General features: G+C 68.4%; 22 protein-coding genes. 11 read left to right on the top strand and 11 right to left on the bottom strand.

Annotated features, from left to right (window positions below):
* Positions 1-10 precede the first annotated feature (10 nt).
* The 7 genes from ACWGO6_RS08115 to ACWGO6_RS08085 all read left to right on the top strand — a co-directional run bounded on the left by ACWGO6_RS08115 (position 11) and on the right by ACWGO6_RS08085 (position 6,919).
* Positions 11-886, top strand: a complete 876-nt coding sequence (locus tag ACWGO6_RS08115) for a carbohydrate ABC transporter permease (protein ID WP_376101546.1) — start codon at positions 11-13, stop codon at positions 884-886.
* Between the two features lie 4 nt (positions 887-890).
* Positions 891-1,760 carry a carbohydrate ABC transporter permease gene (locus ACWGO6_RS08110; RefSeq protein WP_136041962.1) on the top strand — a complete coding sequence of 290 codons (870 nt, stop codon included), beginning with the start codon at positions 891-893 and terminating at the stop codon, positions 1,758-1,760.
* A 47-nt stretch (positions 1,761-1,807) separates the two neighbouring features.
* On the top strand, positions 1,808-3,388 hold the full coding sequence (locus ACWGO6_RS08105) for a hypothetical protein (RefSeq protein WP_452326412.1): 1,581 nt from the start codon (positions 1,808-1,810) through the stop codon (positions 3,386-3,388).
* Between the two features lie 106 nt (positions 3,389-3,494).
* Positions 3,495-4,220 (top strand): hypothetical protein, encoded by a 726-nt coding sequence (locus ACWGO6_RS08100; RefSeq protein WP_452326411.1) that lies wholly within the window; start codon positions 3,495-3,497, stop codon positions 4,218-4,220.
* A 62-nt stretch (positions 4,221-4,282) separates the two neighbouring features.
* Complete coding sequence (locus tag ACWGO6_RS08095) at positions 4,283-5,320, top strand: LacI family DNA-binding transcriptional regulator (RefSeq protein ID WP_452326410.1); 1,038 nt, start codon at positions 4,283-4,285, stop codon at positions 5,318-5,320.
* Positions 5,321-5,364: 44 nt separating this feature from the next.
* Positions 5,365-5,979, top strand: coding sequence for a class I SAM-dependent methyltransferase (locus ACWGO6_RS08090; RefSeq protein WP_452326409.1), 615 nt, complete (start codon positions 5,365-5,367; stop codon positions 5,977-5,979).
* A gap of 145 nt (positions 5,980-6,124) precedes the next feature.
* Positions 6,125-6,919: an SDR family NAD(P)-dependent oxidoreductase gene (locus ACWGO6_RS08085; protein WP_452326408.1), complete on the top strand. Its 795-nt coding sequence runs from the start codon at positions 6,125-6,127 to the stop codon at positions 6,917-6,919.
* A gap of 27 nt (positions 6,920-6,946) precedes the next feature.
* Here the strand turns inward: ACWGO6_RS08085 and ACWGO6_RS08080 are convergent, their stop codons facing one another.
* On the bottom strand, positions 6,947-7,402 hold the full coding sequence (locus ACWGO6_RS08080) for an Lrp/AsnC family transcriptional regulator (protein WP_452326407.1): 456 nt from the start codon (positions 7,400-7,402) through the stop codon (positions 6,947-6,949).
* Between the two features lie 98 nt (positions 7,403-7,500).
* Between ACWGO6_RS08080 and ACWGO6_RS08075 the strand changes: the two genes are divergently transcribed.
* Positions 7,501-8,124, top strand: coding sequence for a LysE family translocator (locus ACWGO6_RS08075; RefSeq protein WP_136041945.1), 624 nt, complete (start codon positions 7,501-7,503; stop codon positions 8,122-8,124).
* 99 nt (positions 8,125-8,223) lie between these two features.
* On the top strand, positions 8,224-8,676 hold the full coding sequence (locus ACWGO6_RS08070; protein ID WP_452326406.1) for a hypothetical protein: 453 nt from the start codon (positions 8,224-8,226) through the stop codon (positions 8,674-8,676).
* A 9-nt stretch (positions 8,677-8,685) separates the two neighbouring features.
* On the opposite strand, the gene ACWGO6_RS08065 is transcribed toward ACWGO6_RS08070, so the two are convergent.
* The 6 genes from ACWGO6_RS08065 to ACWGO6_RS08040 all read right to left on the bottom strand — a co-directional run bounded on the left by ACWGO6_RS08065 (position 8,686) and on the right by ACWGO6_RS08040 (position 13,142).
* Entirely contained in the window at positions 8,686-8,913 is a 228-nt protein-coding gene (locus tag ACWGO6_RS08065) for an RNA-binding S4 domain-containing protein (RefSeq protein WP_136041943.1), read from the bottom strand.
* Positions 8,914-9,034: 121 nt separating this feature from the next.
* Entirely contained in the window at positions 9,035-9,862 is an 828-nt protein-coding gene (locus ACWGO6_RS08060) for a PepSY domain-containing protein (protein ID WP_452326405.1), read from the bottom strand.
* Positions 9,863-10,120: 258 nt separating this feature from the next.
* Positions 10,121-11,434, bottom strand: coding sequence for a sensor histidine kinase (locus ACWGO6_RS08055; RefSeq protein WP_452326404.1), 1,314 nt, complete (start codon positions 11,432-11,434; stop codon positions 10,121-10,123).
* Entirely contained in the window at positions 11,427-12,104 is a 678-nt protein-coding gene (locus tag ACWGO6_RS08050) for a response regulator transcription factor (protein ID WP_452326403.1), read from the bottom strand. Before ACWGO6_RS08050 ends, ACWGO6_RS08055 begins: the two co-directional genes overlap by 8 nt.
* A gap of 55 nt (positions 12,105-12,159) precedes the next feature.
* The gene (locus ACWGO6_RS08045) at positions 12,160-12,699 is read right to left on the bottom strand and encodes a putative immunity protein (protein ID WP_452326530.1); all 540 of its coding nucleotides are present in this window, start codon (positions 12,697-12,699) and stop codon (positions 12,160-12,162) included.
* A 2-nt stretch (positions 12,700-12,701) separates the two neighbouring features.
* A complete protein-coding gene (locus tag ACWGO6_RS08040; protein ID WP_452326402.1) occupies positions 12,702-13,142 on the bottom strand; it encodes a DUF6194 family protein in 441 nt (146 codons plus the stop codon).
* 61 nt (positions 13,143-13,203) lie between these two features.
* Between ACWGO6_RS08040 and ACWGO6_RS08035 the strand changes: the two genes are divergently transcribed.
* The gene (locus ACWGO6_RS08035; protein ID WP_452326401.1) at positions 13,204-13,926 is read left to right on the top strand and encodes a MerR family transcriptional regulator; all 723 of its coding nucleotides are present in this window, start codon (positions 13,204-13,206) and stop codon (positions 13,924-13,926) included.
* A 59-nt stretch (positions 13,927-13,985) separates the two neighbouring features.
* Here ACWGO6_RS08035 and ACWGO6_RS08030 read toward each other — a convergent pair whose 3' ends face one another.
* Genes ACWGO6_RS08030 through ACWGO6_RS08015 form a run of 4 tightly spaced genes read right to left on the bottom strand, consistent with a single transcriptional unit; the run spans position 13,986 to position 18,188 of the window.
* Positions 13,986-14,963 carry a serine hydrolase domain-containing protein gene (locus tag ACWGO6_RS08030; protein ID WP_452326400.1) on the bottom strand — a complete coding sequence of 326 codons (978 nt, stop codon included), beginning with the start codon at positions 14,961-14,963 and terminating at the stop codon, positions 13,986-13,988.
* A 10-nt stretch (positions 14,964-14,973) separates the two neighbouring features.
* Complete coding sequence (locus tag ACWGO6_RS08025) at positions 14,974-15,891, bottom strand: carbohydrate ABC transporter permease (protein WP_136041938.1); 918 nt, start codon at positions 15,889-15,891, stop codon at positions 14,974-14,976.
* Entirely contained in the window at positions 15,891-16,847 is a 957-nt protein-coding gene (locus ACWGO6_RS08020) for a carbohydrate ABC transporter permease (RefSeq protein ID WP_452326399.1), read from the bottom strand. The genes ACWGO6_RS08025 and ACWGO6_RS08020 overlap by 1 nt, the downstream gene beginning before the upstream one ends.
* A gap of 54 nt (positions 16,848-16,901) precedes the next feature.
* On the bottom strand, positions 16,902-18,188 hold the full coding sequence (locus ACWGO6_RS08015) for an ABC transporter substrate-binding protein (RefSeq protein WP_136041937.1): 1,287 nt from the start codon (positions 18,186-18,188) through the stop codon (positions 16,902-16,904).
* 149 nt (positions 18,189-18,337) lie between these two features.
* Between ACWGO6_RS08015 and ACWGO6_RS08010 the strand changes: the two genes are divergently transcribed.
* Entirely contained in the window at positions 18,338-19,204 is an 867-nt protein-coding gene (locus ACWGO6_RS08010) for a MurR/RpiR family transcriptional regulator (protein WP_240745060.1), read from the top strand.
* Positions 19,205-19,207 lie beyond the last annotated feature (3 nt).

Raw genomic sequence — 19,207 nt, 5'->3', positions numbered from 1 at the left:
AAGGTGTGTCATGATCTCCAAACGTCCCCTCGTCGCTCTCGGGTTCCTTCTTCCCGCGCTCGTCGTCTACGGGCTCCTCATCCTCTACCCGCTGGCCAACGGCCTCTGGCTCAGCTTCACCGACAGCAGCGGCGGTCCTCGGGCGGACTTCGTCGGGTTCGAGCAGTACTCGCGACTGCTCACCGACGGGGAGGTGCTCCGAGCGGTGGGCACCACCGTGATCTACGCCGTCTTCGTCGTCGTCTTCCAGAACCTGTTCGGGCTGCTTCTGGCCAGAGCGCTCTACAACCGGCCGCGCATCCGCAAACCGGTCAGCGTCCTCATCCTCATGCCGACGCTCGTCGCCCCGGTGATGGCATCGTTCATCTTCTCGTACCTCTATGCACCCGATGGAACGATCAACGAGGTGCTCCGCGCCCTCGGGCTCGACTCCCTCACCCGAATCTGGCTGGGGGAGCCGGGCACGGCACTGGGCGCCGTGGCCCTGGTCAACATCTGGATGTTCGCCGGATACTCCGCGGCCATCTTCCTGGCCGGATACCTCGCGTTGCCCGCCGACGTGCTGGAAGCCGCCGACCTCGACGGTGCGACGGGATTCCGCCGCTTCCGCACGATCGAGTGGCCCCTTCTCGCACCGTCGCTCACGGTGAACATCACGCTCTCCCTCATCGGTTCGCTGAAGGTGTTCGAGTTCCCGTTCGTGCTCACCAACGGCGGTCCCGCGGGGTCGACCACCACGCTCACCCTCCTCGTCTATCGCAAGGTCTTCGGCGGGGCGGGCGAGTTCGCCTACGGAGTGACGATCGCGGTCCTCCTTCTCGTCATCGTCGTCGTGCTCAGCAGTGTCGCCACGTCGGTGCTGCGCATGCGCGAGAAAAGGATCTGAGCCCATGTCCGCATCTCTCCCCGCACCGACCGGTTCACGCGACCACCGACTGTGGAACGCCGGTAAACGGCGGCTCGGCGACATCGGGCTCATCATCGGAGTCGCCCTGCTCGTGACGCCGTTCGCCTTCGCGGTGCTGACCGCGATCCGACCGGCCGCTGACGTGTCGGCGAATCCACTCGGCTGGCCCGAGCACCTCACCCTCGACAACGTCGTGGATGCCTTCCAGCGCATCAACTACGCGCAGAGCGTCGCGAACACCCTGATCATCCTGGTGACCTCCTGCGTGCTGACCGTCGCCTTCGGGGCCATGGCCAGCTACCCGCTGAGCCGGATCGGACGCTCCTGGACGAACACCACATACCGCGTGTTCATCATCGGGACCACGATCCCGATCTACGTGCTCATCGCGCCGCTGTATCTGCTGGTGCGTGATCTGCACATCCTGGGCACGCATCTCAGCGTCATCCTCGTCTACACGGCCATGAACCTGCCGATCGCCGTGTTCTTCTACACCAGCTTCATGCGCCAGGTGCCGACGGAGCTGGAGGAAGCCGCAGCGATCGACGGTGCGGGTCCGCTGCGCATCTTCTTCGTCGTGATCTTCCCGCTGCTCGCTCCCGTGACGGCGACCCTGGTGACGTACATCAGCCTCGTCGTATGGAACGACCTGATCGTGCCGCTCGTGTTCCTCCAGGGCGAGCAGAACCGCACGATCATGGCCAATGCCTACGCCCTGATCGACCCGAACACGGTGGAGCCCACGACCCTGTTCCCGGCAGCGCTGCTCGGTGTCCTGCCTCTCGTTCTGGTGTTCAGCTTCCTGCAGCGCTACGTCGTCGCCGGCATGTCGGCGGGTGCCGTGAAGACCTGACCTCCGGTCCGAGCGCCCGCTCGGACCTCTGAAGAAAGGAAGAGAAAATGCATTCTGCTCCAGCCGCCATCGCGGCAACACGACAGAAGCCGCGTCACGTGAGGACCGCAGCCGCAGCGGCGATCGCTGCCGCCGTGGCGTTCCTGGCCCTGATCGGGCCCGGAGCGCCTCCCGCTCAGGCCGATGATGCGTCGTACTTCGTCGACTGCGCAGCGACGGCCAACGGGACCGGCACGCAGGACAGCCCGTGGAACTCGCTCGCCGCGATCCAGGCTCCCGGTGGGTCTTTCGCCGCCGGGGACTCGATCAGACTCAAAGCCGGCACGACCTGCACGGGTTCTTTCACCGCGTCGGGAAGCGGCACTTCTGCGAAACGGATCGTCCTGGGCAGTTACGGCACCGGAGCGAAGCCGATCATCAACGGGGGAGGCGCTGTGGAAGCACCCGTCACCCTGCGAGACGTCAGCTACTGGACGGTCGAAGGCCTGGAGGTGACGAACATCGCTGCGGAGGAAGGGAAGCGCAGCGGCGTGCTGGTGGAGAACACCGGCAACGAGGTGGAGGCCGGCATCACCATCAAGAACCTGGATGTCCACGACGTCACCGGCCGCTCGGACCGAGACGCCGCCGACCGCTACGTCTCGGCAGGAATCCAGGTTCGTCTGCCGGCCAAAGCCAGCGGACTCACGGGATCCTTCGATGGGGTCACCATCGAGGACAACGCGATCCGGGACGTGAAATCGATGGGCATCGCGGTCGTCGGAGCCCCGAACGGGAACGATACGATCAACCACAACCGCAACGTCGTCATCCGCGGCAACTCCGTGGTTCGCGCGGCCGCGGACTCGATCCTGGTCGGCGTCTCCATCGACCCTCTGGTCGAGCGCAACGTGAGCTATGACGCCGGACAGGGCGCGGTGAACCGTAAAGCCATCGCCGGCATCTGGGCCTATACGAGTGCGAATCCGGTTCTTCAGTTCAACGAGTCGGCCCGCACCCAGCCGGGACCCGACTCGATGGGGTGGGACTGCGATTGGGGCATCACCGGTTCCTGCACGTACCAGTACAACTACAGCCATGAGAACGCCGGAGGGTTCTACCTCGAGTGCCTCACCTGCTTCGGTCCGGCACAGACCGACACCCCCAAGCTGGTCGTGCGGTACAACGTCTCCCAGGGCGAGGGGATCGTCAACGCCGGCAGCGGAGCCAACGCCGATGTCAAGCTCGAGATGTACAACAACACGCTCTACAACCCCGGCGGCGCGTTCGACATCCGGCTTGCCGCGAACTCGCTGGTCGCCAACAACATCTTCGTCGGCTCGAGCCTGACCCGGTTCGACACCGACCGGGGGATCACGGTCGACCGCAACGTCTACCACGGGTTCAACGGCCCCACGGCAGACGTCAACGCCATCAACGCCGATCCGCTGTTCGCCGACCCGGGCAAGGGCGGCGACGGTCTCGGCACCGTCGACGGCTACAAGCTGACGGCCGGATCGCCCGCGATCGCCGCCGGTCGGGTCATCCCCGGCAATGGAGGCCGCGACTACTGGGGTAACGCGGTGCCGGAGACGACAGGCCCGAACATCGGCGCCTACAACGGCGCGGTCGTGCCGAAGGGCGAGTAGTCGCCTCACCGCCGGGTGTTCGAGCGGTCGGAGCATCGATCGTTCGAACACCCGGGGGTATCAGAACCGACGCCGTGACTACGGCCGAGATGGATAGGAGACGACAGTGAGACGACCGTATGTCGCGGCGTGCATCGCCCTTCTCATGGCGCTGGGATTCACTGCGTGTGCTCCCGCCCCCGCACCGCCGGGTTCCACGAAGGACACCGCGATGACGGTGAACGGCACACCGGTTCATGCGGATGAGTTCCGGTACTGCGTCGGGCAGGTTCGCGCCACCGTGTGGGATACCGCGTCCAAGAAGGGATGGGCCGTGGGCGACGCGGACCCGGTGCGCGACAGCCGCGCGGGCGAGCTTCTGGTCGACCGTGCAGCTGCGCGGTGCACCGACGGAGTCGTCCGTCGACAGGGCGCGGTCGCCCTCACGCTCATCGACGATGCGTCCTTCGAGAGCCTGGTCGAGCGGTGGAGCGCCGACAACGCTGCCCGGGAGGCGGCCGCTCAGGCAGGGGAAGTGCTCTACGGGCCGGTGGAGAAGACCCTCGAGCAGTACGAGTTCCAGGAGATGGCTGATGCGGCATCCGAGCAGGAGAAGGCGGACGCCGCGGCGTTGACGGATGATCCGGAGGCCCTGGACGCCGCGATCCGTGCTCGACCTGACGCGGCCGAAGGCCTGGACATGGCCGATACCGCCGATCGCACGATCGCCGCGCAGGTCGTCGCGCGGGAGATGTTCGATTCCGCACTCGCGCAGGCGGTCTCCGACGCCGAGGTCACGATGAACGAATCCTGGCTGTCCGGGCAGTCGATCTCGGACCTCGCCGGGTCATAGAGATGCGCGCTGCTCGGAGGCCCGTGGGATCCTGAGAGGATGAGGAGCGGGGAGGGAGCGCGATGAGGCCAGTCACCTTGAAGGATGTCGCGGCGGAGTCGGGTGTCTCCGTCCCCACCGCGTCGCGCGTGCTCAACGGCGGCGGACACGTCTCCGCCGAGACGAGGCAGCGGATCCACGAGGCCGCGCGCCGACTGGACTTCCGGCCCAATGCGCTGGCCCAGTCGTTCGCGCTCGGCCGCAGCTTCACGGTCGGGGTGCTCGCCCAGAAGGCATCGGGCAACTTCTCGACTCCGGTCATCACCGGAATCATCGGGGAGCTCAGCAAGCACGACGTCGCCGTGTTGGTCTACGACGACGAGGACAATGTCGCCGCCCGGCCGCAGAATCTCCGCACGCTGCAGGCACGCCGTGTCGACGGGATCATCGTGGTCGGTGACGGCACAGACGTTCCGTTCCCCTCGATCTCGGAGTCGTTCCAGACGCCGGTGATCCACGTCTTCGGACTCTCGGACAACCCGGAAGACACCTGCTTCCTTCCCGATGATGTGCAGGCCGGGCGGCTCGCCGCCGCGCACCTCCTGCACCAGGGGAAGAGGAGGATCGCACACGTGACCGCGATGGCGTACTCGCGGGCGGTCCAGGATCGTCTGAGCGGTTTTCGCGCCGAGCTCGGTGACGCGGGCGCGGAGATCGCGTTGTCGGAACCGCTGTTCGGAGACTGGACCATCCCGTGGGGCTACCGAGCGGGTCTCGAGCTGCTCGAACGCCGGGGCGAGTTCGATGCCGTGTTCTGCGGCAACGACTACATCGCTCTCGGCGTTGCCCGTGCCTTCGAACAGGCGGGGGTCCGGGTCCCGGACGACGTCGCGTTGGTCGGCTACGACAATTGGTCGAAATACAGCGGGAGCCCCGATCGATTCCTCACCTCGGTGGACCCTCGGCTGAACAGCCTGGGCAGGATGGCGGCCGAGGCATTGCTGGCGGACGACGCCGCCGCGCGACAGCCCGGCGTCAGCTATCAACCGTGCGTCCTCGTTCCCGGCATGTCATCCGGAGCGATCGCCTCCGACGGGCTGGGTGCGATCGCGCTCAAATGAGTCCGGCGCCCCCACACCATCCGCCATCCCCGAGGAGACCTGCCGTGACGGCGAACCCGACGAGCGACGCGCGTATCCGCGAAGGCTATGCCGCACGGTCGGCGGAGTACACCGAGCTCTTCGGCGACATCGCCCAGATGGATGCGGTCGACCGGGAGCGGATCGGGCGGTGGGCGGACGGCGTCGATGGGCGCATCCTCGATGCCGGTTGCGGCCCCGGGCACTGGACGGCGTTCCTCGCCGAACGAGGCAACGTGGTGGAGGGGATCGACCTCGTCCCCGACTTCGTCGACACGGCACGCGCCCGGTTTCCCGACGTCGCGTATCGCGTCGCATCGCTTGCCGAGACCGGCATCGAACCTGGCTCTCTGGGTGGCATCCTCGCGTGGTACTCCCTGATCCATGCCGCTCCGGAGGAGCTTCCCGCCCTGCTCGCTGCGGCTCGGCTCGCGCTCCGCGATGGCGGTGGTCTGCTCGTCGGATTCTTCGACGGCCCCGACGGGGAGCCGTTCGCGCACGCCGTCACGACCGCGCACTTCTGGTCGATCGACGGGATGTCCGAGAACCTGGAACGGGCGGGTTTCGCCGTCGTGGACAGTGAGACCCGCGTGCAGGAGGGGCGGCGTCCGCACGCGTCGATCAGTGCGGTCGCGGTCTGAGCAGCCTTCCTCCGCGACGAGGAGCCGCGGCCGCTGTTCCGCACCGATCCGCTTGCGCCCACGACAGTCCTCCCGGCTATGCTCGTGATTGCTATAGCAAAACGCGGTTCGCTTCCGAGCCGCTACAGCGCCGAGAGGACACGTCATGACCGAATCCGCACGCAGCGTCGTGGTCACCGGCAGCGGAAAGGGCATCGGCCGCGCCATCGCCGAGCGACTCACCGCCGACGGATGGATCGTCGTGGGGCTGGAACGGTCGCCCGGATCGGGGACCCTCGAGGAGGGGATCGTGGCCGAGGTCGTGCTCGGCGACGCCTCCGACCGCGCCGTCCACCAGCGGGCGGCAGAGGCAGCGCTCGCACGGGCGCCGCTGGCCGGTTGGGTGAACAACGCCGGCATCACCAAGCACACCCCGCTGCACGAGCTCGATGAGAGCGTCGTGCGCGAGATCCTCGACATCAACGGCTTCGGCTACATCTGGGGCTGCTCGACCGCGGTGTCGGCGTTCATCGATCAGGGCATCCCGGGGGCGATCGTCAACGTCGGCTCGATCCACGGTCGCGCCAGCCACCCCCACCACGCGGCATACGAGTTCACGAAGGGCGGCATCGATGCGCTGACCCGAAGCGTGGCGGTGAGCTACGGCCGTCTCGGCATCCGTGCCAATACGGTGGCCCCGGGCGGCGTGCGCACACCCCACCTCGAAGCGATGATCGCCGCAGCGCCCGACCCGGACGCTGAAGAGCGCGGGCTCGCCGAGGGTCCGCCGATGGGACGCATCGCTCGGGCCGAAGAGGTGGCCGCGGTGACCGCCTTCCTGCTCTCGGACGAGGCTCCCTACCTCAGCGGCGAGTCGATCGCGGTGGACGGTGCGTGGACGGCATCCTTCGGCGATGTCGCCGTCGACCCGGCACTGGCCGCGCGGTTCGCACGGGAGTGAGGGACTGCGCGGGTGTCGCTCGGCACGTCAGAGGATCGGCACCGCGCGGTCCGCGCCGAGGCGCTTCATCACCATCGTCGAGGTGAGCCGCTGCACCCCGGGAAGCGCGCCGAGGGTGTTGTCGTAGAGCTCCTGATACGCGCCCATGTCGCGGGTGAGGATGCGCAGCATGTAGTCGGGGTCGCCGAACAGGCGCTGCGCCTCGACCACCGCCGGGATCGCCACCACGGCCTCCTCGAACGCGACGATGGTGTCCTTGTCGGTGCGCCCGATCGTCACGAACACGATCGCCTCGAACGTGAGGCCGACCGCCTTCGGAGCCACCACCGCGCGGTAGCGCTCGATCGCCCCGGACTGCTCCAGCTCCTTGAGCCGTCGATGACAGGCGGAGAGGCTCAGGCCGACGTGCGAGGCCAGGTGGGTGGCGCTCATCCGGCCGTCGTCCTGCAGCAGCGAGAGAATCTCCCGGTCAAGTGTATCCATGGCGACAAGTCTTGCAGGAACCAGCCCGCCTGACGCGAAGAATCGAAGCACCTTTCGCGAGATCCTTCGTAGTCTCTTCCTCGGATTGAGGAGGACCGATGGATATCGCACTGGTCATGCAGTTCTGGCTGGTCGCGGTCATGCTCGCGTTGACCCCCGGCGCCGACTGGGCGTACGCGATCTCGGCCGGCCTGCGGGCCCGCTCGATCGCTCCGTCCATCCTCGGGATGCTCGCCGGCTACACGGTCGTCATCGTCGCCGTCGCGCTGGGGCTCGGCGCGCTCGTCACCGCGTATCCGGTCACGCTCACGACCCTGACCGTGGTCGGTGCGCTCTATCTGATCTTCCTCGGCGCCACGACGCTCGCCAGCCGTCCTGCACCCATCGCCGAGAGCGGTGAGCCGATCGCGACCGGAGGATGGTCCCAGTTCCTGCGCGGGTCGGGGGTGAGCGGCATCAACCCCAAGGGACTGCTGCTCCTGCTCGCGCTGCTGCCGCAGTTCACGAGCCCTGACGGCTGGTCGTCGACGACGCAGATGCTCGCGCTCGGCGGACTGCACCTGCTCAACATCGCCGTCGTCTACACGACGGTCGGACTCCTCGCCCGCCGCCTGCTGCGTACCCGCCCGCGCGCGAGTTCGCTGGTCACCCGCCTCGCGGGGATCGCGATGACCGTCATCGGCATCGGGATCCTCGTCGAGCAGGTTCTCGAGTGGCTGTGACGGTCGCATATCCCCGGCCGTCAGCCCCGCCCGCACCGGTCACGCGGAGATAGCGTCGAACGCGGAACCATCCACGTGCGAAGGGAACCGGTGACTCGCATGGCACGCACGACCACGGCGCTCCGTCTACTGTTGCCGGCGTTCCTGCTCGGCGCGATCATCGCCATCTCTTTTCTCGAAGCGCCGCTGAAGTTCCTGGCGCCCGGTGTCACCATCCCGATCGGACTGGGCATCGGGCGGCTCGTGTTCACCGCGTTGAACGTGCTCGCCGGCGTCGTGCTGATCCTGCTCACGGCGGTGAGCGTGCGCGCGCGGACGGGCCGCGCGACGCTGAGCATCCTCGGTGCGATCTGGCTCCTCTACCTCGTCGAGGTCTCGGTCATCCGCCCCGTGCTGAACCAGCGCAGCGATCTGGTGATCGCGGGAGCCGCGGCGCCGGGGACCAACTGGGCGCACTACGCGTACATCGCGGCCGATGTGAGTCTGGTTGGCCTGCTGATCGCCCTGATCGTCGTGACCGTGCGGAAGGTTCTGCCGGGCGACGCGGGCTGAACTCCCGCGTCAGGGGCGGACGCGCACCGTTCGGCCTTCGAACGACACCAGGTCACCGTCGCGCAGCTGGCGTCCACGGCGTCGGTCCACCTCGCCGTTGACGGTCACGTATCCGTCGATGATGACCTCTTTGGCGTCGCCGCCCGAGTCGAGGAGGCCGGCGAACTTGAGGAACTGTCCGAGGCGGATCACTTCGCCGCCGATGGAGATGTCGTCGATCGGTCCGGAGTTCGTCATCCCTGAATGCTATCCGCCGCTGCGTCCGCCGCCACGCATGACGATGCCGCCGCCCCCGGGGGTGGGGCGGCGGCATCGGGAGTGTCGGACGTCCAAGGACCGCCCGGGGTGAGGCCCCGGCTCAGTCGATGTCGGTTCCGACGACGGCGAAGTCGGCGCCGAAGTCGATGTCGATCGAGCGGTTGTCCGACGTGAGGACCGACGCGTCGTACGGGCTCACGTCGTCGCCGTCCACGTCGAGGTCGGTGATCATGCCGTCGGCCTCCGCGAGCGCGGCCTCGACCAGCGAGCGGATCGTCGCTTCGTCGAGGGTGAGCGCGGGGCCGGTGTCGTCGCCGTCGGCGGGATCGGTCTCGATGACGGACGCCGCGAGACTCTTGTCCACGCGGACCTCGGTCTCGGTGCCGTCGGCCGTCGTGAGCTGCACCTCCCAGGTGCCGTCGCGCTTCGCATCGATCGATGTGACCTCGCCCTCGGCGGCGCCGCGTGCGGCATCCGCGATCTCGATCAGCTCATCTGCCGATGCCGTGCCGATGCCGGTGACCGGACCGCGGTCGTTCGACGAGCCGCTGTCGTCGTCGTGTCGATCGTCGTGATCGCCCTGGGGTGCTCCCTCGTCGTGTCGGGGGCTGTCGGACATCGAGGACCGGTCGTCATCATCGCCGAACTCGTCGCCCATCGCCGCGCCGACCGCGATGCCGCCGCCCGCGAGGATCACGGCCGCGGCGATGCCGCCGCCGATGAGGAGAGCGCGCTTGCGTCCGGGCTTCGCTTCGGATGCTGCGGGGGTGGCGACCGGGTCGGCCGCGGGGAACGTCGGGTGTTGCCCGGCACCGGCTGTCGGGGCTGCCGCGTGCGGAGCCGGGGCGACCGGGACGGTCTGCGCATCCGGGGTGCTCGCGGGGGTGTGGTCGGGAGTCTGGTCCGGTGTGGGTGTCTTGTCGTCCATGTCCCGATGGTCTCGCGCGGGCGCTGAAGCCTCCCTGAAGCCTCCTGAAGGATCATTCAGCAACCGGTGTATCGGCGCGATTCCCGGCACAACTTCGGAGATGAGCCGCGCCACGCCGCGCGGAGGGCCGAGCCGTCGGCGTGTCGCTACGGATCTCCGAAGTTGTGCTGCGCGGGCGCGGCTGCGCGGGCGCGGGCGGGGGCGAAGGGACGGGGGCAGAGGCTGCGGGGAAGGGGGGGAAGGGGCGGGAGGATGCCGTCAGCCGAGCGGAAGCGTGAGGACGAAGCGCGCGCCGCCCCAGCGGGAGTCGTCGACCGCGAGAGTCCCTCGGGCGGAGGAGGCGATGCCGCGGGCGATCGCGAGACCGAGCCCGCTGCCGCCCGCATCGCGGCTGCGCGCTTCATCGAGGCGGACGAAGCGCTCGAAGATGCGCTCACGCTCCTCGGCGGGCACGCCGGCGCCGTCGTCCTCGACCGTCACGAACACATGCCCACCGGAGGGGATCACGCCGATCGCGACCCGGTTGCGGCTGTGGCGCGCGGCGTTGTCGGCGAGGTTGCGCACCAGCTGGCCGAGCAGGCGGGGATCGCCGTGCACCCTCGCCGCCTGGATGCCGGAGCCGTCGACCTCGTGCCCGGCCGCGCGCAGCCGGCGCACCTCGCCGAGCGCGATGTCGTCGAGGTCGATCGGCTCGTCGTGCGTGCTCGCGCCTTCGTCGAGGCGGGCGAGAAGGAGTAGAGACTCGACGATGCCCTGCAGGCGGAGTCCCTCCTCCGAGACGACCTCCGCGAGTTCGCCGATGCTCGTCACGTCGGGGTGGGCCTGTGCGAGCTCGGCGTGCTGACGGATGGTCGCGAGCGGCGAGCGCAGCTCGTGCGAGGCATCCGAGACGAAACGCCGCTGCGCGGTGGCGGCGGCATCGAGTCGGTCGAGCATGCCGTTCATGGTCGTCGCGAGCGCCGCGATCTCATCGGCCGTCTCGGGCACCGGCACTCGCTGGTGCAGGCGCTCGGCGGTGATGCCGTCGACCTTCTCACGGATGCGTTCGACCGGACGGAGCGCTCGTCCGACCACGAGCCAGGTGGTCACCGCGACGAGCAGCAGGAGCAGGGGGACGGCGATGGCGAGCAGAGTCGCGATCGTCGTCAGGGTCTCGGCGTCGTCGTCCATCGACACGGCCAGCACGAGCGTCTGGTCATCATCGAGGTCGTCCGAGACGACGAGCATCTGCTCACCGTCGACGGTCGTGGTCTGCGGATCGTCGGACACCGGCAGGGCCGTCGAGCCGAGCGCCTCGCGGGCGTCCTCGCTGGCCGCCCGCACCGACCCGTCGGCGCCGATGAGCTGCACGAACTCGTCCTCGAGGGTGTCGACCCCGCCGCGGCCCGGTCCGTCGCTGCGCTCGGCGAGCTCATCGAGGCGCTGCTCGGCCGCGCGCTCCGTGCTGCCGTGGATGCTGGCGCTGAGCACGCCGTAGAACGAGAAGGCGCCGATGAGCAGTGCCACCGCGACGACGACGGTCGCCCCGAGCGTGGTCCTGCTGCGCACCGAGCGCCAGCTGCGACTAGCCACCGTCGGCCGCCAGTCGGTAGCCCGCACCGCGGATGGTCTCGATCGCGTCACGGCCGAACGGCTTGTCGAGCTTGCGGCGCAGATGCCCGACGTAGACCTCGACGATGTTGGGGTCGCCGTCGAAGTCGTCATCCCAGACGCCCTCGATGAGTGCGCGCTTCGACAGCACCTGGCCGCGATGGCGCATCAGGTACTCGAGCACCGAGAACTCCCGCGCGGTGAGGGTCACGGGGGTGTCGCCGCGCCAGACGCGGTGGGCGGCGGGGTCGAGACGCAGATCGCCGGCTTCCAGGATCGCCGGCCGAGCCACGGCCCCGCGGCGCACGAGGGCCCGGAGGCGCGCGACCAGGATCGCGAACGAGAACGGCTTGGTCACGTAGTCGTCGGCCCCGGTCTCGAGCGCCTCGACCTGGTCCCACTCGCCGTCTTTCGCCGTCAGCATCAGCACGGGAGTCCAGTTCTCCTCGGCGCGCAACGCCTCGCACACCTTCCAGCCGCTCATACCCGGCATCATCAGATCGAGCACGATCGCGTCGTACCGCGTCTCCCGTGCACGCCAGAGTCCATCGACGCCGTTGTGCGAGACGTCGACCGCGAAGCCTTCGGCCTCGAGGCCCCGGCGCACGCCCTCGGCGAGGCGCACCTCGTCGTCCACCACCAGGATCCGCATTCCTCCAGTGTGCCGGTCCGCCGCTGAATCGGGGCTGAAGCCGATTCGAAAGTGTTCAGGGGAGAAGCCGCAGGTGCTGCTGGATCTCGCGGATCACCTCGCCCAGCGTCCCGGCGGCGAGCAGGCCGGGGCCGAGCGGACCGGCGGAGTCCTCGCCGAGAGGCGGAAGCGTGCGCAGGGCGGCGGATGCTTCGGGGGAGAGGGCCGCGAGTTGCCAGCGCACTTCGGCGGCGCGCGCCTCGCGCACCGAGGGATGCGCCAGCTCCACGGCCTTCGCCGCGTAAGCCGCAGCCCCGAGCGCATGGGCGCCCATGTGCGCGACGCCCGCGGCCTGAGCGGCGGACCGGGCGGCAGCCACCCCCGCCGGTGAGGTCGCGCTGTGAGCGGCCCTGCCCGCGACGAATCGCCGACGGATCTCTCCGGCAGCGGTGAGCTCACCCCGCGCGAAGGCTCGCGCCCTGGCGATGGCATCGCGTGCACGGCCGTCGTCCGGCGCCTCCGCTTCGAACAGGGGCAGCACCCGCTCGGCGCAGTCGGCCGCCCACACCGCGACGATCCGACGGTCGGCCTCGGTCATGCCCTGCACGGTGGTCATGGTCACCCCGCCCGCCGTTCGGCACGCTGCCGGGCGGCCTCGTGCGCTTCACGGAGCAGGGCGAGAACGGCATCCGACGTCCGCTCCGCCGGGTCGACCACGCACACCCACCCGGACGCGCCGTACAGCGGATGCCGATGGAACACGTCCTTCTCCGTCGGCTCGCCATCCGAGGGGACGAGCGTCTGCACCTGCTCCCGCCGGACATGGATGTTCACCCGGAAGCGCCCCGGAGTGTCCAGCGCGGACGCGATGTCGTCGGGATAGTTCTTCGTGATGATCGTTCCGTACGGCTGGGTGCGCTCGGGCATCCGCCCATCGGGTGCGTAGTAGAAGTAGGCGTCTCCCCAGGACAGCGCCGGGAACTCGCTGCCTTCTTCGGGGGTGACGACGAGGACGCCGCCGAAGCCTCGGACTGTTTCGATGATCTCCTGCATCTCCATCCCTCAATGATGAGCTTCACGTGCTTATGTGGACTCGGATGCCGAAGAAAGCGGGAACACCATGGCAAACCCTCCAGAGCAGGTCATGACCACGGTCGCGCTCGGCCGACGCGTGGGGTATTCGACGCAGCAGGTGCGCGACCTCGAGCGGCTCGGGGTCATCCCGCCCGCCGCCCGCGGATCGAACGGGTATCGGCGCTACGGGGCGCGGCACGAGGTCGCCGTGCGTGCGTATCGGGCGATGGCTGCCGCCATCGGGCCGGTGCCCGCCCGGCGGATGATGCCCACCCTGATCGACGGTTCGGTGGAGCAGGCAGCCGAGCGGATCGACGATCTCCACGCGGATCTCGCCCGCGAGCGCTCGCGGGTGCGCGAGGCGTTGCGTGGGCTCGAGGTCGCGGTGGCTGAGGCTGACGATGACTTCGACGACGCGGATGCGATGAGCATCGGCGAACTCGCGCAGGCTCTCGGCATCCGCCCGTCTGCGCTGCGGCACTGGGAGAGCGAAGGGCTGGTGCATCCGAGGCGGGGTACGGCGTGGTCGCGGTCGTACGGTTCGGCGGCGATCACGGAGGCGCGGGTCGCTGCCGCCCTTCGCTCAGGAGGCTACGGCATTCCCGCCGTCTCACGGATCCTCGACCAGGTGCGCGCGCACGGCCGCACCGAGGAGGTGCAACGCATCCTCACGGCGCGATTGGCGGACCTCGCGGGTCGTAGCGTCGCGCTCCTCGGGGCCGCGGGACACCTTCACGACCTGTTGGCAGCCCGGGTCGAGGTCGTCTGATCCGCCGTGCACCGCGAGGTCGGATGGCTAGCTTTTGGCGGCTCGGACAGGCGGTCGCCTCAGCCGATCGATCGGAAGAAGTCTCGGCGCGCGGCGTTCACGTCGGCGCCCTCCCGTGAGGGATGCACCCGATTGGTCAGCAGTACGCCCCAGCCCTTGGAATCGAGCTCGACGGCGAAGGCGGTGCCGGTGAACCCGGTGTGGCCGACGGCGAGTGCATCGCCCATCCACGCTCCATCCCGCACTCGCAGACCGAACGCTTGGCCGTAGCCCGCCGCCGCGTCGACGACCGGTGTCACCATGAGCCGCACGCTGTCCGCAGAGAGGACACGCTTATGAGCCCCCTGGCCCCCATCGCGAATCGTGCGGGCGAGGGCAGCGACGTCGTGCACTGTCCCGAAGAGTCCGGCATGGCCAGCAGGGCGACCAAGCGCGTGTGCCAATTCGTCGTGGACCTCGCCGCGCACGAGGCCTCGATGCGGCTGCACCTCGGTCGCCACCGCGCGGGTCGCCGAAGGGTTCCAGGTGAGGTTCTCGGCACCCATGGCCGCGGTCGCGTCCGCCACGAGGGCTGGGAGAGAGTCACCCGAGACCCGCTCGACCAGTTCGCCGACCGCGATGAATCCGACGTCCGAGTAGAGGTGGACCGCACCGGGATCCGCGCGCAGCTCGCTGCGCAGCACCGTCGAACGCAGCTCGTCTCCCACGAGCCCCGAGCGCCACGCGCCGCCTTCGGCCGGAAGACCGGACGTGTGCGTGAGCAGGTGCCGTGGCGTGATGAGTGCGGCACTTGTGCCCGTGCCGACCGGGAGCACGGACGCGACCGGCTCATCCAGATCGAGTATCCCGGCATCCGCCAGGCGCAGCGCGGCCACGGTCGTGAAGATCTTCGTGAGCGAGGCCAGGTCGAACAGGTGCTCTGCGCCGAGCGGCTCGGGATCGTCTTCCGCGGTTGTGCCCAGCAGCGTCAGCTCCTCGGCCTCCCCTCCATGCGTGCTCCGAAGCGAGGCCCACGCCGAACCCGGAGCCCCGTTCACCACGGGCGCCTCACTTGCTCATTCCGGAGGTGAGCCCGTTGATGATCTGCTTGGTCGCGAGCAGGAACAGCACGATCAGAGGGATCGTCGCGATCGTGAGCCCGGCGAACAACTGCGGCCAGTCGGTGGAGTACTCGCCGAAGAAGCGGGTCAGGCCGACGGGCAGCGTATAGGAGTCGCGGTCGCGCAGGAGGATCAGCGGATAGAAGAAGTCGTTCCACACCGGCACGAAGCGGAAGACGATCACGGTCGCGAGGGCGGGTCGCACGAGCGGCAACAGGATCTGGATGAAGGTGCGGAACGGACCTGCGCCGTCGATGCGGGCCGCTTCCTCGAGCTCGATCGGCAGCGCACGGAAGAACACCGTCAGCACAAAGGTCGTGAACGGGATGCCCAGCGCGCCGTACACGAGGATCAGGCTGAACACGTTGCTGGTCATCTTCAACGAATCGAGCAGGTAGAACAGCGGCAGAATCGCCAGGTGCACCGGCAGCATGAGTCCGGAGAGGAACACCGCCTCGATGCCCCGGAAGAACTTCGCCCTGGCCCGGGCGAACGCGTACGCCGCGAGCACGGACACGACCGTCGTGACGATGACCGACCCGACCGTGACCGTGATCGAGTTGAGGAAGTACGTGTCGAAGGATGCCGTGATCCACGCGCTCTGGAAGCTCGTGAACGTCGGCGGCACCGGGAGGCCCAGCGGCTCGGTCGCGATCTGCTGCTGGGTGCGCAGCGAGTTGTTGAGCATGAGCAGCAGAGGGCCGATCGCGATGAGAGCGTAGCCCCAGAGGAAGATGTTCGCGAACAGTCGCCCGATGAACGGAGTGTCCGAGGTGCGGCTCGTGCGGCGACGCGGTGCGGAGGGGCGGCCCGAGACGATCGCCTCGGTCGTCGGCTCGGTGCGGGGTTCGGTGGCGGTGCTCATCAGAACAGCTTTCGTTCGGCGCGACGCATCGTGGAGGTGATCGCGACCGAGATCACCATGATGAAGATGAACAGGACGGTCGCGAGCGCGGAGGAGACGCCGATCGAGTTCGGGTTCCCCGACTCGAACGCGGTGCGGTAGAAGAGCAGCATCATCACGTCGGTCGATCCGGCCGGGGCGCCGTTCGAGCCCGCGAGCGCGAACGGGATCGCCATGGCCTCCATGCTGCCGATGAACGTGAGCACGGTGATGATGCCGATTGTGGGCGTGAGCATCGGGAGGGTGATGTATCGGAAGCGCTTGCCCGCGGTGGCGCCGTCGAGGGCGGCGGCTTCTTCGATCTCCTCGGGGATGCCGCCGAGCGCTGCGCCGTAGAGCAGGATCGGGAAGCCGATCCACTGCCAGGCACTCACGAGCACGATCACCCAGATCGCGAGCTGCGGATCACCGAGCCACGGGAGCGCGAGGCTCTCGAGCCCGACACCGCGGAGGATCGCATTGACCGGACCGAACAGCGGGGAGAGCATGAGCGACCACAGGTAGCCGATGACCATCGGGCTCACGAGGTAGGGGAGCGCGAAGATCGTCTGGAAGAACCGCTTGGTGCGCTTGCGGCGGTGCAGCAGCGTCGCGATGCCGAGGCCGAGCGAGTTCTGGAAGACGAGTGCACCCGCGAAGAGCAGGAGGTTGTGTCCGAACGCGTTCCAGAGCTCGGAGGCGTAGGGCTCCTTCGTGAGGAGGGTGATGTAGTTCGCGACGCCGGCGAATCCGCCCTGCTTCGTTCCCTGCCAGTCGAAGAACGAGTAGCTGAGCGCGGCGAGCATCGGATAGAGGATGAGCACGGCGAACAGCACCGCGGCGGGGAGGACGAACAGCGTCGCGGTCGGGGTCGACAGGGCGATTCCCGCGCGCGAGCGCCGTGTCTTCTCCCGGCGGAGAGGGAGGGTCAGGGCCATGATGCCTCTTTCGCTGCGTGAGGGGCGCCGAGACCGGCGCCCCTCACGGTCGGGTCAGGATGCGGGGGTGAACCAGGTGGAGATCCCGGTCTGCAGGTCGGTGCCGAGCTGCTCCGGGGTCTTGTCGCCGAGGAACATCGCCTGGATGTCCGGGCCGAGCACGGCGGTGCCGGTCGGGTCGCCGTAGCGGAAGTCGACGAGCAGCAGGTAGGGCGCCGGGTTGGCGGTGTACTGCTCGTTCATCTCCTGCATCAGCGGGTCGGAGTACTTCACACCGGGCAGAGCGGAGAACTGGTCGACCTCGTCGGCGACGAGCTGGCCGAACTCCTTCGTGGTCATCCAGTTCAGCAGCTCGGTCGCGGCCTCCTGCTGGTCGCTCGACGCGTTGATGCCGAAGCTGCCGTCGGCGTAGCCGGGGGTGACGGCGTGGTCGAGCGCGCTGCCCGGAGCCGGCGGCACCTCGTAGACGCCCCACTCGGTGTCGGGCGCCGAGTTCTGGAAGGTCGGCAGGTCGAACGAGCCACCGGGCCACTGCGCGGCCTGGCCCGACGTGAACTGCAGCACGGCATCCGCCACGGCGATCGCGTTGACGTTCTTGTCGAGGTACTTCTGCATGTCCTTGACGATCCCGAGCGACGACACGTAGGCCGGGTCGGTGAAGTCGACGTCGCCGGCGAGCACCTTCTCCTCGAAGTCGGCACCGCCGTAGTTCGCCGATCCGACGATGTCGTGGAACATCGGCAGCACCCAGTCCTCACGGGCGCCGAGGGCCATCGGGGTGACGCCCTCGTCGAGGAGCTTCTCCTGGAGTGCGATGAACTCGTCCCAGTCCTTCGGCTCCTCCAGTTTCATCTCGTCGAACATCGTCTTGTTGTAGAACATCTGCATCGTCTGGTACGCGAAGGGCACGCCGTAGGTCTTGCCGTCTTCCTTGCCCTGAGCCGCGCGCAGCACGGTGGGATCGAACTGGTCGAGCCCGTCGACGATGTCGTCGATCGGGACGATCTGCTCGGACTGGATCGCCGCTTGGATGCCGCCGTAAGCACGGAGCATGGCGATGTCGGGGCCGTCGCTGCCCTCGAGTCCGGTGGCGAGGATCTGGTTGTACTCGGTCGGCTGGTAGCCCTCGAACTCGATGGTCACGCCGGGGTGCGATTCCTCGTACTTGTCGAAGACGGCCTCCCACTTGGGGGAGGAGGAAGCCTGCCACGACCAGACCTTCAGAGTGATGTCCTCGCCGCCGGCCTCTCCGCTGGAAGCCGCGGGTGCACATCCGGCCACGGCCAGCCCCGTGACCAGGAGACCTGCGGTGAACGCGAGTGGGGTGGTGCGGTATCGCATGGTGTTCCTCTCGATTGTGAGAGCCGTCGGCGGGACCGGGGCATCTCTGCTGTGAAAGCCTTCGCCCACTTTGGAGAATTTGTTACAGAAACTCAAGCCCTTTCCGAAAATTACTTCCATTCGTAACATGGCCATGCCATCCTGGTGCCGTGTCCACCAGTGCGATGACCGCCATCCATCAGCGCCTCTCCGCGCTCACGCCCACAGAGCGCCGCATCGCCACGCACGTGCTCGCCGATCCGCAGAGTGTGGTCGACAACTCGATCACCCACCTCGCCGCGGCCTGCGGCACATCGGTCGCCAGCATCGCCCGCTTCACCCAGAGTCTCGGGTTCTCCGGATACCCGGATCTGCGCCTCGCTCTCGCCACCGAACTCGACCGCAGCGCCTCGGATCGTGAGCGGTTCCAGGTGTCGGAGAGCGACGTCAGCCGACACGACGACGCACTCACCACCGTGCGCAAGATCGCGTTCGCCGAGGCGTCGGCCATCGAGCGCACCGCGCGGCAGATCGACATCGACGAACTCGAGCGCTGCGTCGAGGCGGTGCGCGCCGCCCGGCGCATCGACATCTACGGTGCGGCGTCCAGCGGCCTCGCCGCACAGGACCTGGAGCAGAAGCTGCACCGTGCGGGTCTCGTGGCCCAGGCGCGGACCGATCTCCACCTCGCACTCACCGGTGCCGCACTCCTCGACGAGCGGGATGTCGCGATCGCGATCTCGCACTCCGGTCGCACCCTCGAGATCGTCCAATCGGCCGAGGTCGCCGCCCGCGCCGGGGCGACGACCATCGCCATCACCAACAACCCCCGGTCCCCGCTCGCGCGGGTCTGCTCGCTGGTCCTCGTCACCGCCGTCTCCGAGTCGACCTTCCGATCCGGCGCGATGGCGAGTCGGATCGCGCAGCTCGCGGTGCTCGACTTCCTCTTCACCCGCATCGCGCAGGCCGATTACGACACCATCGCCGACAACCTGCAGCGCACCTACAACGCCGTCACCGACCACAGAATCGACTGATCC

Source organism: Microbacterium sp. NPDC055665 (genome assembly GCF_053618035.1).
The sequence above is the reverse complement of the archived record's forward strand: the minus strand, read 5'-3'. Positions and strand labels throughout refer to the sequence as shown.